Source organism: Inhella inkyongensis, from assembly GCF_005952805.1.
GTDB classification, from domain to species: Bacteria; Pseudomonadota; Gammaproteobacteria; order Burkholderiales; family Burkholderiaceae_C; genus Inhella; species Inhella inkyongensis.
On sequence record NZ_CP040709.1, the window covers coordinates 958,131 to 973,571 of the forward strand.

The 15,441-nt window shown below is 67.6% G+C and carries 16 protein-coding genes; 4 read left to right on the plus strand and 12 right to left on the minus strand.

Annotated elements, in window-relative coordinates:
* Position 1: 1 nt before the first annotated feature.
* The 3 genes from FF090_RS04740 to FF090_RS04750 form a co-directional block, all read right to left on the minus strand.
* Entirely contained in the window at positions 2 to 1,339 is a 1,338-nt protein-coding gene (locus FF090_RS04740) for a dihydrolipoamide acetyltransferase family protein (RefSeq protein WP_138855631.1), read from the minus strand.
* A 3-nt stretch (positions 1,340 to 1,342) separates the two neighbouring features.
* Positions 1,343 to 2,347 carry an alpha-ketoacid dehydrogenase subunit beta gene (locus FF090_RS04745; protein WP_138858289.1) on the minus strand — a complete coding sequence of 335 codons (1,005 nt, stop codon included), beginning with the start codon at positions 2,345 to 2,347 and terminating at the stop codon, positions 1,343 to 1,345.
* Positions 2,348 to 2,423: 76 nt separating this feature from the next.
* Positions 2,424 to 3,659, minus strand: coding sequence for a 3-methyl-2-oxobutanoate dehydrogenase (2-methylpropanoyl-transferring) subunit alpha (locus tag FF090_RS04750; protein ID WP_138855632.1), 1,236 nt, complete (start codon positions 3,657 to 3,659; stop codon positions 2,424 to 2,426).
* A 339-nt stretch (positions 3,660 to 3,998) separates the two neighbouring features.
* Here FF090_RS04750 and FF090_RS04755 point away from each other — a divergent pair, with 339 nt between their 5' ends.
* The 3 genes from FF090_RS04755 to FF090_RS04765 all read left to right on the plus strand — a co-directional run bounded on the left by FF090_RS04755 (position 3,999) and on the right by FF090_RS04765 (position 6,424).
* Positions 3,999 to 4,601, plus strand: a complete 603-nt coding sequence (locus FF090_RS04755; protein WP_138855633.1) for a DUF7010 family protein — start codon at positions 3,999 to 4,001, stop codon at positions 4,599 to 4,601.
* Positions 4,602 to 4,693: 92 nt separating this feature from the next.
* A complete protein-coding gene (locus FF090_RS04760) occupies positions 4,694 to 5,512 on the plus strand; it encodes a DUF5694 domain-containing protein (RefSeq protein ID WP_138855634.1) in 819 nt (272 codons plus the stop codon).
* A gap of 111 nt (positions 5,513 to 5,623) precedes the next feature.
* Positions 5,624 to 6,424, plus strand: a complete 801-nt coding sequence (locus FF090_RS04765) for a substrate-binding periplasmic protein (RefSeq protein ID WP_175423528.1) — start codon at positions 5,624 to 5,626, stop codon at positions 6,422 to 6,424.
* Here the strand turns inward: FF090_RS04765 and FF090_RS04770 are convergent.
* On the minus strand, positions 6,410 to 7,030 hold the full coding sequence (locus tag FF090_RS04770) for a class I SAM-dependent methyltransferase (RefSeq protein WP_138855636.1): 621 nt from the start codon (positions 7,028 to 7,030) through the stop codon (positions 6,410 to 6,412). The genes FF090_RS04765 and FF090_RS04770 overlap by 15 nt on opposite strands.
* A gap of 139 nt (positions 7,031 to 7,169) precedes the next feature.
* A complete protein-coding gene (locus FF090_RS04775; RefSeq protein WP_138855637.1) occupies positions 7,170 to 7,841 on the minus strand; it encodes a substrate-binding periplasmic protein in 672 nt (223 codons plus the stop codon).
* A 315-nt stretch (positions 7,842 to 8,156) separates the two neighbouring features.
* Here FF090_RS04775 and FF090_RS04780 point away from each other — a divergent pair, with 315 nt between their 5' ends.
* Positions 8,157 to 8,882: a TorF family putative porin gene (locus FF090_RS04780; protein WP_138855638.1), complete on the plus strand. Its 726-nt coding sequence runs from the start codon at positions 8,157 to 8,159 to the stop codon at positions 8,880 to 8,882.
* Positions 8,883 to 8,907: 25 nt separating this feature from the next.
* Here FF090_RS04780 and FF090_RS04785 read toward each other — a convergent pair whose 3' ends face one another.
* The 7 genes from FF090_RS04785 to FF090_RS04815 form a co-directional block, all read right to left on the minus strand.
* Positions 8,908 to 10,398, minus strand: coding sequence for a cytochrome D1 domain-containing protein (locus FF090_RS04785; RefSeq protein WP_138855639.1), 1,491 nt, complete (start codon positions 10,396 to 10,398; stop codon positions 8,908 to 8,910).
* A gap of 337 nt (positions 10,399 to 10,735) precedes the next feature.
* Positions 10,736 to 11,908, minus strand: coding sequence for a heme d1 biosynthesis radical SAM protein NirJ (gene nirJ / locus FF090_RS04790; protein WP_138855640.1), 1,173 nt, complete (start codon positions 11,906 to 11,908; stop codon positions 10,736 to 10,738).
* Positions 11,909 to 11,910: 2 nt separating this feature from the next.
* Positions 11,911 to 12,387: a siroheme decarboxylase subunit beta gene (ahbB, locus tag FF090_RS04795; protein ID WP_138855641.1), complete on the minus strand. Its 477-nt coding sequence runs from the start codon at positions 12,385 to 12,387 to the stop codon at positions 11,911 to 11,913.
* Entirely contained in the window at positions 12,377 to 12,853 is a 477-nt protein-coding gene (locus FF090_RS04800) for an Lrp/AsnC family transcriptional regulator (protein ID WP_246071512.1), read from the minus strand. The genes ahbB (FF090_RS04795) and FF090_RS04800 overlap by 11 nt, the downstream gene beginning before the upstream one ends.
* Positions 12,846 to 13,826, minus strand: coding sequence for a siroheme decarboxylase subunit beta (gene ahbB, locus FF090_RS04805; protein ID WP_138855642.1), 981 nt, complete (start codon positions 13,824 to 13,826; stop codon positions 12,846 to 12,848). The genes FF090_RS04800 and ahbB (FF090_RS04805) overlap by 8 nt, the downstream gene beginning before the upstream one ends.
* Before the next feature lie 8 nt (positions 13,827 to 13,834).
* Positions 13,835 to 15,061 (minus strand): cytochrome D1 domain-containing protein, encoded by a 1,227-nt coding sequence (locus FF090_RS04810; RefSeq protein WP_138855643.1) that lies wholly within the window; start codon positions 15,059 to 15,061, stop codon positions 13,835 to 13,837.
* Positions 15,058 to 15,393, minus strand: a complete 336-nt coding sequence (locus FF090_RS04815) for a c-type cytochrome (RefSeq protein ID WP_138855644.1) — start codon at positions 15,391 to 15,393, stop codon at positions 15,058 to 15,060. The genes FF090_RS04810 and FF090_RS04815 overlap by 4 nt, the downstream gene beginning before the upstream one ends.
* Positions 15,394 to 15,441: the final 48 nt, after the last annotated feature.

Genomic DNA, 15,441 nt, shown 5'->3' on the forward strand with positions numbered 1-15,441 from the left:
CTCACTCAATGAATAGGGTGGCAGGGGTTTCCAGGAGCGCGCGGATGCGCTGCACGAACAGCGCGGCGTCCATGCCGTCCACCACGCGGTGGTCGAAGCTGCTGCTGAGGTTCATCAGCAGGCGCGGCACCACGCGGCCGTCGCGGTCGAACATGGGCCGCTCCACCATCTTGTTGATGCCGATGATGCCGACCTCGGGGTGGTTGATCACCGGGGTGGTGACGATGCCGCCCAGCGCCCCGAGCGAGGTGATGGTGATGGTGCTGCCGCTGAGCTCGTCGCGGCTGGCCTTGCCGGTCTTGGCGGCGTCGGCCAGGCGGGCGATCTCGGCCGCGCAGGCCCAGGGGTCCAGGCTTTCGGCGTGGCGGATCACGGGCACCATCAGGCCGGCGTCGGTCTGCGCGGCCATGCCGATGTGGACCGCGCCATAGCGGGTGACCACATTGGCTTCGTCGTCAAAGCGGGCGTTGACCTGTGGGAAGTCGCGCACGGCGATGACGATGGCGCGTGCAATGAAGGGCAGCAGCGTGAGCTTGGGCCGGGCCTTGCCATGCTGGGCGTTGAGGCGCTGGCGCAGGCCCTCCAGCTCGGTCACATCCACCTCTTCCACATAGGTGAAGTGGGGGATCTGGCGCTTGGCCTGCTGCATCTTCTGCGCGATCTTGCGGCGCAGGCCGATGACGGGCACGGCCTCTTCATCCAGGCGCAGCGCGTAGCGGCTGTCGGCTTCCGCGCCGCCGCCAGCGCCCGAGGCGCCGCTGGCGGCGAAGGCGTCCAGGTCTTCGTGGGTGATGCGGCCGGCCGGGCCGCTGCCTTGCACGAACTGCAGCTCCAGCCCCAACTCCCACGCACGGCGGCGCACCGCCGGGCTGGCGATGGGCTTTTCATTCGCGGCGCGGCGCGGGGCGGCGGGGCCGCGGGTGGCGGGCTTGGCGGCTGGCGCGGCGGCCGCCGCGGGCGCTGGGGCTGCCGCGGCGGCTGGTGCAGGCGCCGGCGCCGGTGCGGCCACTGGGGCCGGCGCGGGCTTGGCGACTGGGGCGTTCGCGGGCGCCGCAGGGGCGGCGGCGGCTACCGCACCTTCCTTCACATTGCCCTCGCCCTCGACCTCCAGGCGGATCACCTCGGAGCCCACGGCCATCACCTGGCCGACCTTGCCCCCGTGCGCAATCACCTTGCCGGCCACCGGGGAGGGGATCTCCACCGTGGCCTTGTCGGTCATCACATCGGCCAGGATCTGGTCCTCGGCCACCATGTCGCCCGGCTGCACATGCCAGGCCACCAATTCCACTTCGGCGATGCCCTCACCGATGTCGGGCATCTTGATCACATAGGCACCCATCGCTCAGGCCTCCATCACACGTTTGAGGGCCGCGCCGACTCGGCCCGGTCCGGGGAAATACGCCCACTCCTGCGCGTGCGGGTAGGGGGTGTCCCAGCCCGTGACGCGCTCGATGGGCGCTTCCAGGTGATAGAAGCAGTGCTCTTGCACCAGAGACATCAGCTCGGCGCCGAAGCCGCTGGTGCGGGTGGCCTCGTGCACGATGACGCAACGGCCGGTTTTCTTCACCGAGTTGACGATGGCGTCCAGATCCAGCGGCCAGATGGAACGCAGGTCGATGATCTCGGCGTCCACGCCGGCTTCATTGGCGGCGGCTTCGCTGACCCAGACCATGGTGCCGTAGGCCAGCACGGTCACATCCTTGCCGGGGCGGAAGATGCTGGCGCTGGTGAGCGGCACCGTGTAGTAGCCCTCGGGTACTTCGCCCATTGGGTGTTTGCTCCAGGGCACCACGGGTTTGTCGTGGTGGCCGTCGAAGGGGCCGTTGTAGAGGCGCTTGGGCTCCAGGAAGATGACGGGGTCGTCGTTCTCGATGGCGGCGATCAGCAGGCCCTTGGCGTCATAGGGGTTGCTGGGCATCACGGTGCGCAGGCCGCACACATGCGTGAAGATGGCCTCGGGGCTCTGGCTGTGCGTCTGCCCGCCGTAGATGCCGCCGCCGCAGGGCATGCGGATGGTCAGCGGCGCGGTGAAGTCGCTGTTGCTGCGGTAGCGCAGGCGTGCGGCCTCGCTGACGATCTGGTCGATGGCTGGGTACACATAGTCGGCGAACTGGATCTCGACCACCGGACGCAGGCCGTAGGCGCCCATGCCGACGGCGGCGCCGACGATGCCGCTTTCAGAAATCGGCGCGTCGAACACGCGCGACTTGCCGTATTTGGCCTGCAGGCCTTCGGTGCAGCGGAACACGCCGCCGAAGTAGCCGACGTCTTCGCCAAAGATGACCACATTGGGGTCGCGTTCCATCATCACGTCCATGGCCGAACGCAGGGCCTGGATCATGGTCATGGGCTTGGTGGGGCCGTTCCCTGCGGGCACGGCCAGTTTGTCCTGTTGGACGATGTCGTTCATGGCGTGCTCCTGATCAGTAACCCAACTGCTGACGCTGCTGGCGAAGATGTTCCGGCATGTCCTTGTAGACGCCCTCGAACATGCTGGCCACGCTGGGGATGTGGCCATCCAGCAGCGAGCCATAGCGTTCGGCCTCGCGCTGTGCGGCGATCACCTCGGCCTCCAGCGCCTTGACGGTGGCCTCGTGCTCGTCGTCGCTCCAGTGGCCCAGATGGATCAGGTGCTTCTTCAGGCGCTCCACCGGGTCGCCCAGCGGGAAGCGCTCGGCGTCGTCGGCGGGGCGGTATTTGCTCGGGTCGTCCGAGGTGGAATGCGCGCCGGCGCGGAAGGTCACCCATTCGATCAGGGTGGCGCCCAGGCCCCGGCGGGCGCGCTCGGCGGCCCACAGCGAAGCCGCATGCACGGCCAGGAAGTCGTTGCCGTCCACGCGCAAGCTGGCGATGCCGGAGCCCACGCCACGCGCGGCAAAGGTGGTGTGCTCACCGCCGGCAATGGCCTGGAAGGTGGAGATGGCCCACTGGTTGTTCACCACGTTCAGGATCACAGGCGCGCGGTACACATGGGCGAAGGTCAGCGCGGTGCTGAAGTCGGACTCTGCCGTGGAGCCGTCGCCGATCCAGGCCGAGGCGATCTTGGTATCGCCCTTGATGGCGCTGGCCATGGCCCAGCCCACGGCCTGGATGTACTGCGTGGCCAGGTTGCCGGAAATGCTGAAAAAACCGGCGCGCTTGTAGCTGTACATCACCGGCAGCTGGCGGCCCTGGATGGGGTCCTTCTCGTTGCTGAGCAGCTGGCAGATCATTTCCACCATGGACACATCGTCCCGGCACAGCAGCAGGCCCTGCTGGCGGTAGGTGGGGAAGTTCATGTCGCCCTGGCTCAGCGCCATGCCATGCGCGACGGCGATGGCTTCCTCGCCCAGGCACTGCATGTAAAAGCTCAGCTTTTTCTGCCGCTGCGCGATCTGCATGCGGGCGTCAAAGGCGCGCACCTTCAGCATGGCCTTGAGCCCACGGCGCAGGAAGTCAGCGCTGAGCTTGGGGTCCCACGGGCCGCAGGCCTGGCCGTCTTCGTCCAGCACGCGGATGAGCTGGTGGGCGAGGTCCTGGGTGTCCTGCGGGTTGACGTCCACATCCGGGCGGCGGACGCTGCCGGCGGGTGAGAGCTTCAGGTAAGAAAAGTCGGTGGCACAGCCCGGCCGCCCAGTGGGCTCGGGCACGTGCAGACGCAGCGGGGCGTACTGACTCATGACAGCGCAAACTCCTGGCGTCCCTTGTGGGGCGCCGTGGTGACAGGCAACGGCCCCGTCGCAAGGCCGGGTAGGGCGCTGCGGCGGGGCCGGGGGGTGGTCAGCCGCAGCCCCAGGGTAAGGGGGTGCGGCGCCATGGCGGCAGCGTAGCGCATGGCGGCCGCGCGTTTCCCCTATGAAAGCCCGGGGTCTTGGGTGTGAAAGGCCTGATGAGAATCAAGGCCGTCGGGCGTCGATTCAGCCTTTGCGCTGTCGATTCGTCGCGCGACCGTGGAGCGCCTGCGGCGGCACGCCGACAGTGGCGCCCATCGCAACCCAAGCCAAACATTCAGGGAATTTATGAGCGCACATCTCGTCAGCCTCGATCAGCAACTGCAAGCTTTTAAGAATCGCCGCTTCCTGGCCATGCCCTTGGCCGGTACGCTGGCCTGGGCCTTGATTCTGGTGGCCGGCCAGGTGCTGGCGCCGCGCTGGCACCTGCTGACCACCTATTTGTTGACCGGCTGTATCGCCTATCTGGGCATGGGCCTGTCCAAGCTGACGGGCGAGGACTTCATGGCCAAGGAGAACCGAGGCAACCGCTTCTCGGTGCTCTTCATGCTCTGCATGGGCCAGGCTCTGCTGGCGTTTGCCATCGCCATTCCCTTTGCCATCATCGAGCCGCGCTCGGCGGTCTTCATGGTGGGCATGCTGGCGGGCTTCATGTGGCTGCCCATCACCGGCTTGATCGGCCACTGGATTGGCGCGGCGCATGCCATCGGTCGCACGGTCATGATCCTGGCGGCCTGGTTCCTGGTGCCCGATCAGGGCATGGTGGTGGTGCCGCTGATCGTGCTGGGCTGGTATGCGCTGACCATTCCTGTGCTGGAGCGCCGCTGGGCGCAGATTCAGCGCCAGCAGCCGCGCGCGGATGCGGCTTCGTCGTCGCTGATGGCAGCCTGAGCGCGCGAGGGCGCGGCCTGTCGCAAGGCGGGGCCGTGGCGTGAATTGGGCGCGGCATAGTCGCGCCCAATCCAACTCGCTTCTGCTTCGCCATGACCCTCTCCCGTCGCGCCGCCGCTGTTTCTTTGATAACCCTGTCGCTGGGGACGATGGCTGCGCCGCCACAGGCCGCCGGGCCGGCGCGCGTGATGCTTCTGGGCACCTTTCACTTCGACAACCCGGGGCAGGATGCGGTGAAGTTCCAGCCCATCGATGTGCTGCAGCCCGCCCCGCAGCGCTACTTGGACGGATTGGTGCAGCGCCTGGTGGCTTTCAAGCCCACGCGGGTGATGCTGGAGTATTCGCAGCAGGCGGATGAGCGCTTCAACCAGCGCTATCAGGCCTATCGCAAGGGTGAGTTCAAGCTGCAGCTCAACGAGATCTATCAGATCGGCTTCCGTGTGGCCCACGGCGCCGGCTTGGCCCGGGTGGATAGCGTGGACGAGGAGGTGCCCGGCACGGCCGATGAGGCGCTCTTCAAGAACATGCCCAGTCGCGACCCGGCGGCCTGGCAGCGGCTGATGGACAAGGTGGCCGAGATGTCCCAGCGCTTCCAGAAGCAGCACCGCGAGCAGGGCCTGGGCCAGATCCTGGCGAGCTCCAACACCCCGGCGGCCGACCGTGAGAACAAGGGCTTCTACATGCTGTTCAACGCCGTGGGCGGTGGCCAGCGCGAGTACCTGGGTGCCGACTCGGCCGCCGCCTGGTGGCAGCGCAATCTGCGCATGTACGCCCGCATCCAGCACCTGGCCCAGCCGGGCGAGCGGGTGTTGGTGATTGCGGGCTCCGGCCACACCGCCATCCTGCGCGATCTGCTGGCTGCCGATGACCAGCGCGTCGAGGAGCCGGTGTTGCGTTATTTGGTCGAGTAATTCACAACTTCCTCCAGCCGGTGATTCACCCCGTGTTGAGGCCTTTGGCTTGCGGCGACACTGGGCTGACTCGAAGGGGAGGAGCGAGTGGGTTGGATGGCGAGCTGGGCAGTGCGAAATGCATGGGTTTGCGGGCTGGCACTGGCGCTGACCTGGAGCGCAGGCGCGCAGGCGCAGGGCCGGCCTGCGCTGGACGGCGGCGTGGTGCGCGCCTGCGACGACGCCAATGAGTGGCCGCCCTATACCCAGCGCGACACCCACAGCCCCTTGGGCGTTGGGGGCTATTCGGTGGATGTGCTGCGCAAGATCCTGGCGCGCCACGGCCTGAACCTGGAGATCGTGTTGCTGCCTTGGCGGCGCTGCCTGGAAGAGGTGCGCCAAGGCCAGCGCTTTGTGATGCTGCTCAATGCAGCGCGCACGCCGCAACGCGAGCGCGACTACTGGCTCTCAGAGCCCTATTACGAGACCCGCACCCACTATCTGTGGAGCTTGCGCACCCACCCCAAGGGCCTGGACCTGCGCAGTGCCGAGGATCTGCGCCCATTGCGCATGGGCGCGGTGGCGGGGTATGAGTCGCTCAATCTGGATCGCTGGGGCCTGACGGTGCACAGCCGTGCGCCGAACTTCGTCAGCCTGATTCAGATGCTGCACCGCGACCGCATCGATTCCGTGTTGGTGGCCGAGGAGATGTTTCGGCTTGGCCCCGATGGGCGGGTGCAGCCGCCCTGGGACGACGCCGAGCTGGGCCACGCCGCCTTGCCGGGTGCGCTGACCACGCCCTTTCACATGCTTTTCAGCCGCCGCAATCCACAGGGCGAGGCCTTGCGCGCGTTGGTGAACCACGAGCTGAGCAGCTTGCGGCGCAGCGGCGAGTTGCAGCGTTTGCTGAAGGCTTATCTACCGAGCCGCTGAGGCCCGCCCCCAGGTGTTGTAGGCCAGGCTGCGCGGGCGGGTGATGTAGCCCGACTCCCACGCTCCGGTGAAGCCGGCCTCGCGCAGCAGCGCGGGCACATCGCGCGTGAGCCGGCAGCCGCCGGCCCAACGACTCCAGCCGGGTTCGAGCCGACGTTGCCAGCGCTGCACGTCGGCGTCAGGTGCCAGCCCATGTTCGGCGAACAACAGCTGGCCTTCAGGGCACAGCACGCGGCGCATTTCGCGTAGCGCCTGCAGGGGATCGGCCACGCTGCACAGGGTGTAGGTGCAGACCACCGTGTCGAAGTGGTCGTCCTCCCAGGGCAGGCCCTCGGCCCCCAGGGCATGCAGGGTGACCGGCAGGCCCAGGGCCTGGCTGCGGCGCAGGGCTTTGGCGTGCATCTGCGCGGCGGGGTCCACCGCATGCAGCTGCCGGACGCGCTGGCGGTCGTAGTGCTGCAGGTTGAGCCCGGTGCCCATGCCCACTTCCAGCACACGGCCTTGTGCCAGGGGAATCAGCGCGGCGCGGCGTTGGCGAATCGGCCCCAGGCCGCAGGCGAAGTCCAGCAAGCCGGGCAAGAGATGGCGGTCGTACCAGCTAGACATGGATGGAGACAAAGAATCGAGAGCTGCTGGCAGTGTGGCGGAGAAGGGCGATGGGGATGCCTGCTAACCCGATCCCAACGGGGCGGGGTGATTCTTGAGTGTGCCGCCTCGTTGACTTGGCGAGTGGCTCTGCCTGGCTCTACTTGACGCTCGCCCGGCAACTCTCAATCGCCCGGTTCAAGGGCACCGCCAGGCCCTTGGGGTCGCCCGGGCTCAGGTAGAAGCCCGTGAGGCGGGACTTGCCCACGGTGGTGAGCACGCCCTCGGGCCAGAGCGCCTCCAGTTCTTCAAAGATCGAGCGCGGCACGACCACGGCATCCACCATTTGCAGACGCAGGGTCTTGCCCAGCTCCTCGTAGGTGGTGGCGCCCACCACGCGGGCGTAGCCGGCGGCGGTCTGCTCGGTCTCTTGCGGCGAACCCAGACGAGCGGCCAGGCGCAGTGCTTTGTCGCTTGGGTTGATGGGGCGCATCGAGACCCAGAGGTCCGGGTTGTCCCAAAGCGGCAGGCTTTGCAGCATGCGCGCCGCGCGTTCCTCGCTGAAACCCATCGGAAAGGCCAGATCCAACTGACGGTCCACCACCTGCTGGATCAATCGGCGCGTGGGCAAGGCTTGCCAGATGAAGCGGGCCTCGAGCGTCTTTTCAATGCACTGGAATAGACGCCGCTTGCCCTCGGCCTCCACTTGCAGTACGCCGTCCTTCAGGCCATAGCCGGGCAGGCCGTCGACGGTGCCCGCGCGCAGGATCAGCGGGGTGGCCTGGACCGGTGGCACCCCCGCCCATGTCGTCCACAGGGGGGTCAGAGCCAAAAAAGTCCGAAGACCTCGGATCAGGAGGGGGCTAGGGCGCACGCTGGCCACCAATTCTTGTTGTGAGGGGCACCCCTAACGCGGGGCCAACCCGGGTTGTAGCCCATATGGGGCTGCGAGGCATCGGCGAAATCACGGGCGTTCAGGGGGCGTTCTGCACCGACTTGGTGAGCGCGCACCGCAGCCTGGCGGCTTGCGGGTGACGAAGGCCCCATTTGGTGCAGGGACGGGGCCGGTGGAGCGCGCAGCCGCCCTTGGAGGCTGGCATGGAAGCTGCTGAAAGGGTGGGTGTCTTCTTCAACGACCGGAGTGCCCATGTCCCCCGCCCTGACCCTTTCGCGCCTTGTTCTTGGCCTCTTGCTGGCCAGCGCCGCTCTTGCGCCCGTCCAGGCCGCCGACAGCCTGAGCTTTAACGCCAGCGTGGTCAGCGATTACCGCTACCGTGGCATTTCCCAGACTCGCCTGAAGCCTGCGGTGCAAGGCGGCTTGGACTACGCGCTGGATAGCGGCTTCTACGTCGGCGCCTGGGGATCGACCATCAAGTGGGTAAAAGATGTGGGCGGTGATGCCCCGGCGGAGTTCGACTTTTATGCCGGCTACAAGACCGAGATCGCCAGTGGCCTGACCCTGGACGCCGGCCTACTCCAGTACGCCTACCCGCGCAACCAGCTCAACCCCAGCGCCAACACCCTGGAAGGCTACGGCGCGCTGAGTTGGGGGCCGGCCACGCTGAAGGTGTCGCGCAGCTTCAGCAATCTGCTCGGCTTTTCCGACAGCAAGGGATCGATGTACTACGACCTGAGCGCCAGCTTTGACCTGGGTGGCGGCTACTCGCTGGCGCCGCACATCGGCCGGCAGACCGTGAAGCGCAATGGTGCAGCCTCCTACACCGATGCCTCAATCACGCTCATCAAGACCCTGGATGCGTTGACCCTGAGCCTGGGCGTGGTGGATGCCAAGACTGGCGCCTACTTCAGCCCGGTGGGCAACAAGGATTTGGGCAAGCGCGGCGTGGTGCTGGGGGCCAAGTACGTGTTCTGAGTCTTGGGGGACACCCGCAGGGGGCTCAGTGCGAAGTCCCTTCGCTGCGGGTGATCTTGTTGAACAGGTTGTACTTGCCCACGGGCTTGCTCATGGGCAGGCGCTTGACTTCCTTGAAGGTGGCGGCGTCGAACACCACCAGGGCGCCGTCCATCTCCCACACGCTGGCCAGGGCGAAGCGGCCATCCTTGGTGAACTCGATGTGCGCCAGGGTCTTGCCGGGCTCGCGCACCTCGGCCACCACCTCCAACGTGCGCTTGTCGATGATGGAGAGGCGGTCCTTGGCCTTGGGCGCCATCATCGAATCGACCCAGGCATAGGGCGTTTTTTCATGGCTGCGCATGAAGAAACCCGGGCCGGGGGTGGGGATGGTCTTGACGGTCTGCCAGCTGCCGAGGTCGATGACGTCGATGGCACCGTCCTTGAGGTTGGGGCTGGCCAGTACGCGACGGCCTTGGTAGTCGAAGGTGATGCCCGAGCCCAGGTGCGGCATGCCGGCGATCGGCAGGTTGGCGACCTTGCGGCCGGCGTCCAGGTCGACCACCTGCGCGCGCGCCTCACCATTGCCCTGCGGCCGACTGGCGCCCAGCGCGTGGCGGTAGGCGGGGTCGAAGAAGAAGTCGTCCAGCGGCTCTTCCAGCGCGATGCGGCGCGGCGCAGCGAGCTTCTTGCCCGAATAGGAGATCTCCCAGAGTTCGGGTAGATCCTTGAGCGCGACGACAAAGCTCTGGCGCGGCGCGGCGTCGTAGGCGGCCGAGACGCGTGAACTCTCGACGCCGGCGCGGGTGGCGTGGCTTTGCACCAGCTTCAGATCACTGTCGAACAGCACGATGTTGTGCGGCAGGTAGTTGGCGGCGATGACCCAGCGACCATCGCTGCTGACGGCCACATTGCGCATGTTCAGCCCGGCGCGCACCTCGGCCACGAGCTTGAGGTTCCACAGGTCGTATTTGCTGATCCAGCCGTCGCGCGAGCCAAAGAACACGAAGCGCCCGTCGGGGCTGAACTTCGGGCCGCCGTGCAGCGCGTAGCGCGTGGGGAAGCGGTGGATGGGCTCGAAGCGGTCGCCATCCACCAGGCTGACATGGTGGTCGCCCCCCTCAACGACGACGAAGAGGTTCATCGGGTCGGCGCTCCACACCGGCTTGTGCGGCAGCTTTCGGGCGTCGGCATGTTGGATGCGCGAGGCCTGGATGTCCACTTCGCTCCAGCTCGGCGTGGGGCGCACGGGTTCATAGATCAGCTTGGAAAGCGCTTCGATATCGGCCGGTTGCAGCTGCTCTTTGAAGGCTGGCATCTGCGTGGCGGCGCGGCCCTCGGCGATGGTCTTGCGCGCCTCGGCCGGCCGCAGCCGCGCCAGCGACTCCGGCAACAAGGCCGGCCCCATGCCCCCGGTGCGCTGCGCGCCGTGGCAGCTGGCGCAGTGCTGTTGGTAGAGCTTGTGGGCATCGATGGCGGTCTCGGCCAGTGCGCTCAGGCTGAGGGTGGAGAGGGCGAGGGCGAGTAGGCGCTTCATGACGAGTAATCCATTCAATCCGTTGCAGTTCTCAGTGCGTCTCCATCAGGTCGGTGGGGTGCCGCATGAAGTGAAGTAAAGGATGAGATGACGGCCGCGAGGCCGGCATCGGGGGACATGAACGGAATGCGGTACCCCACTGGCCTGATGGGCTCGGTGATCGCGTGCAAACGGGCTTTCCCACACTGAGCGGGCGCTGCGGGCACAGGGTGGGTGTCTCCGTTCATGTCCCCCGACCTGGGCTCGCGCCCAGGCCTCCTCCTTGACTTCACTGCGACACCCACCCTGCACCCGCAGTTCGGGGTACCGAGTGGCTCGAAGTGGTGTGGAGGCCATGTCAAGCCACTTCGCTCACGAACCCAATTTCTTCATCCGTGAGATAGCACCCGGGATCCGAAGCCCAGGCGTCCCCTGTGGTTTGTTGCGCCCGCACGCGGGTGTTGCCGCCGCAGATGGACAAGTGCGCGCAGTCGCCGCAACGGCCGTGCACGGCGCGCGGCTGCTGCTTCAGGCCGGCCATCAGTGGCTCGGTGGTGTCGCTCCAGATTTCGGAGAAGGGGCGCTCGCGCACGCTGCCGAGTTTGTGATGCCACCACATGGTGTCAGGGTGGACGATGCCTTCGTTGTCGATGTTGGCCACATAGAGCCCGCTGGCATTGCCGCCCCAGGCTTGCAGGCGCTGTCTCACGTCCTCCACCCAGCGGGGTGCACGCTGCGCCAGCCACTGCAGCAGGAAGGGGCCATCGGCGTCGTTGTTGCCGGTGACGTATTCGCGCTCACTGCCGGCTTGCGCGTCGGCCCAGGCGGCGTCGAAGAGCTGCTCCATGGCCTCGCGCGTGGCCACGAAGTGCGCGTCCTTGGCGCGGTGGATGTTGCCGCGGCCGGCGTAGTTCAGGTGCGAGAAGTAGAACTTCTGCGCCCCCTCGTCCTTCATCAGCCGCAGCAGGGCCGGTAGCTGGTCGGCGTTCATCGCCGTCATCGTGTAGCGCAGGCCCACCTTCACGCCGCGCTGCTGCAGATGGCGCACGGCCGCCAGGCTGGCGTCAAACGCGCCTTCCTTGCGGCGGAAGCGATCGTGCACGGCGGCTATGCCGTCCAGGCTGATGCCCACGTAGTTGAAATCGGCGGCGGCGATGCGATCCGCCATGGCGGCGTCGATCAGCGTGCCATTGGTGGAGAGGCCGACATAGAAGTTCATCGCCTTGGCGCGTGCGGCGATGTCGAAGAGGTCCGCACGCAGCAGGGGCTCGCCGCCACTCAAGATGAGCACCGGCACGCGGAAGGCCTTGAGGTCGTCCATCACGGTGCAGACCTCGGCGTAATTCAGTTCGTTCGGGTAGTCGTGGTCGGCCGAGAGCGCGTAGCAATGCTTGCAGGTCAGGTTGCAGCGCCGCACCAGATTCCAGATCACCACCGGCCCGGGCGGGCTTCCATGACGCTTCGGGTGCGGGTAGACGCCGGTGCGCTCGGCCTCGACCACTTCACGCAGGTACTGGCTGATTCGAAACATGATTAGTCGTCCTTCAGTCGCAGGCCGGTCTTCTTCAGAATGGCGCTGGAATACAGCACGTCGTCGGCGCGGCAGGCCTTTCCTAGCAGCGCGCGCAGCTCGATGCGTTGGGCTTCCACCTCGGCGCGGCTGCGCCCGTGCAGCATGGCGAACAGGTTGTAGGGCCAGCCCGGGGCGCGCGGCCGTTCGTAGCAATGGCTGACGCCGGGCAGGGCGCCGATGCGCGGGCCCAGTTCGGGGAGTGCCGCGTCGTCGATGTCCCACACCGTCATGCCATTGGCTTTGAAGCCCAGGCGGTAGTGGTTGGGCACGGCGCCGATGCGGCGCACCAGGCCGCGCGTCAGCATGTCGGCGAAGCTGCGTTGTACGTCGGCCGCGCTGCAGCCCAGTTGTTCGGCCACGACTTCGTAGGGGCGTGCTACCAGCGGCAGGCCGCCTTGCGTGGCTTGGATCAGGCGGCGTTCGAACTCAGTCAGCACAGGCCTGCTCCAGTGGCAGCTTGAGTTCGACAAAGAACTCGCGCAACTTGGGAAAGCGGTAGACGGCGAGGCCCGTCTCGATCTCGATGGCCGCCATGCAGGCCTCGGCTTGCTGGGGGCTGCTGGCCCCCACCACGAACCACTGGTTGAGCAGCGGGTGCTCGCGGCGATAGTTGTGTGCCACCTCGGGGTGGGCGTTCACCTGGGCGGTCACTTCGGCATAGCGGGCTTCGGGCACCGCCAGCGCGGCCAGCACGAACTGGCCCCCCGCGCGCTCAATCTGGAACAGCGGGCCGAAACGCGTCAGCCAACCTTGCTCCAGCAGGCGCTGCAGGCGCGCGATGACCTCGCTCTCGCTCAAGCCCAGCTGGGCGCCCACCTCGGCATAGGGGTGGTCGCTGAGCGGAAAGCCGCCATGCAGATGCGCCATCAGGCGCAGGTCCGTGGCGCCGGGAAATTCAGCCATGCGGAGCCTCGGCGCTGAAGTAGCGCCCGCCCTGCTGCTTGAAGCGGCGGCGGCTGAACAGCAGCTTGTGCGGCAGGCCGTCCAGGCCGGCGGCATGGCGCGCGCTGTCCACGGCGGCCTGCACTTCGGCGCGTTCACGGCCGTGCACCATGGCGTAGAGGTTGTAGGGCCAGTCGGCGGCGCGCTCGCGCCGGTAGGCCAGGGTCACGCCGGTCTGCGCGGCCAGGCGCTGGCCCAGCGCGTCCACCTGCTCGTCGGGCGCATCGAACACCGCCATGGCGTTTTGGTCAAAGCCCAGCTCGTGGTGGCGCACGATCACGCCCAGGCGTTTGAGGGTGCCCTCCATCTGCCACTGCTGCAGCTGATTCAGCACGCTCGCCAATGGGCGCCCGGTGCGGATGGCGGCCAGGTCGTAGGGCCGGTGCACCAGGGGCAGGCCGTCCTCCAGCCAGGCGGCCAGCGCGCGGTCGCGCCCCAGCACCGGGGGCGCCTTGCGGCTGCAGCCGCCGCGGGGCGCCAGGCGTTGCTGCAGGTCAAAGCCCAGATCGATCCGGTAGGGGCGACGCATGGGCAGGCGCAGGCAGCACAGTCCCAACTCGGCGTCCAGGGTGTCCAACTGGGTTTGCAGGCTGGGAGCGTCGGCGCCGGTGATCACGAACCAAAGGTTGTAGCGATCCTCGCGCTCGTAGTTGTGGTTGACGCCGGGCAGGGCATTCACGCGCTGGGCGGCGGCCTCCAGTTGCTCGGGCGGCAAGGCGTAAGCGCACAGCAGGGCTGCGCCGCCCACGCCCGGAGCCCAGACGCCGCCGATGCGGCTGAAGGCGCCCGCGGCCTGCAGACGCGCCAGACGGGCCAGCACCTCGTCGGCACTCAAGCCCAGGGTGGCGGCCAGGGCATCGAAGGGCCGGGCGACCAGCGGGAAGTCGCGCTGCCAGTCGTTCAGCAGGCGCTGATCCAGGGCGGAGAGATTCATAGTCCGAGTCAAAGGCCCAAACGCGCTGCGCGCGCACTCATGAAGATGCCGCTGGGCGCGGGCAGGTCGAGGCTGGCCAGGGTCTTGAAGCTGGCGGTGTCCACCACCTGAACCTTGTTGTCGTCGCGGCAGCTGATCCACACCGCCTCGCCGCGCGGCGTGAACTCCAGGTGCAGCACGGCCCGGCCCGGCTCGAAGCTGTGGATGACGCGCCGGCTGGGCACGTCGATGACCTGCACCTTGTGATAGTCGGGCAGGGCGAAGTTCACCCAGACCTGGCGACCGTCGGGGCGCGCCATCACGAACACCGGCTGGCCGGCCACGGGAATGCGGGCCACTTCCTGCCAGCTCTGGGCGTCGGCCACTAACACCTCATGGCGGCCGATGGCCGGCAGCCAGGCTGTGCCGCCGGCCAGGGCCCAGCCGCGCAGATGCGGCATCTTGTAGACCGGCAGCGGCTGCTCGCCGCGGCCGTAGCCGCCCAGGATGCGGCGCACCTCGGGGCGTTCGGCCCACAGGTCGATTAAAGCCAGGCCGTCCTCGCCGAACAGGCCGGCGATGTAGTGCCGGCCATTGGGGCTGACCAGGGCGTCGTAGGGCTGGCGGCCGATGCCGTCGAAGCGCTGCACCTGGGGGCGATCCGGGTCGCTCAGATCGGCGATGCAGATGGCGTCGGCGTCGAACAGCGAATAGATGAAGCGTTGGCCGGGCAGATCGGCCAGGCCCACCACGCGGCTGCGCTGGCCGTTGGCACCCAGCGCGGGAATGTCGGCGCGCAGGGCCAGGGTCTCGGCATCGAAGACCTTGATGCCGCCGGGTTGGTAGTTCTGCGCCACCACCAGCCGGCCGTCCTGCGAGATGGCGCCGCCGATGGAGTTGCCGGCCTGCATCACACGCGCCTCGATGCGTTGCGTCAGCAGATTGACGCGGGTGAGCCCCCCATCGCGGCCGAAGACGAAGGCGCGCGCGCCGTCGCGGGCATAGACCGCGGCGGCGTGCGAGAGGTCCCCCAGCCCTTTGATGATGCCCAGCACACGGCGCTGGCTGCTGTCGATGACGGCCACCTCGCCGCTGGCGCGCAGGATGACCAGGCCGAGGTCGCCGCTGCCGCGGGGGGCGAACTGGGGTGTGGGTGGGGCCGTTTTGCAGCCCACCAGGGCGGGAAGAAGCGCGGGCAATAAGGTCGGCAGTAGCGTGGCACTGCCCTGTTGCAGCAGTTGACGGCGGGTGCTCATGGCTTGACCTTGGCTGGGGGTTCTTCGGGGGCGCCGGCGCGCAGCAGGCGGGCCATCCAGGCCGCCTCGTCTTCCGTCATCAGGCCGCGCCAGCCCGGCATGGGGGTGCCTGGGCGACCGTAAAAAATGGTGGCGGCCATGGATTCCAGCGGGCGCTCGGCCAGGGCCTCCCGCGTCAGCGCCGGCCCCAGGCCGCCGGTGAGCTTCATGCCGTGGCAGCTGCCGCAGTCCTGGCGCAGCATGCGGATGAGTTGCTGCTGGCGGGCCGGCGCCGGTTCCTGGGCCCAGGCCGGCAGCGCGATCAGCAGCAGAAGAGTCGGGGCGAGGCGCATGCCTGCATGTTCAAAGTCGGGCCCCTGACCGGCCTTGAACTGCTTCAA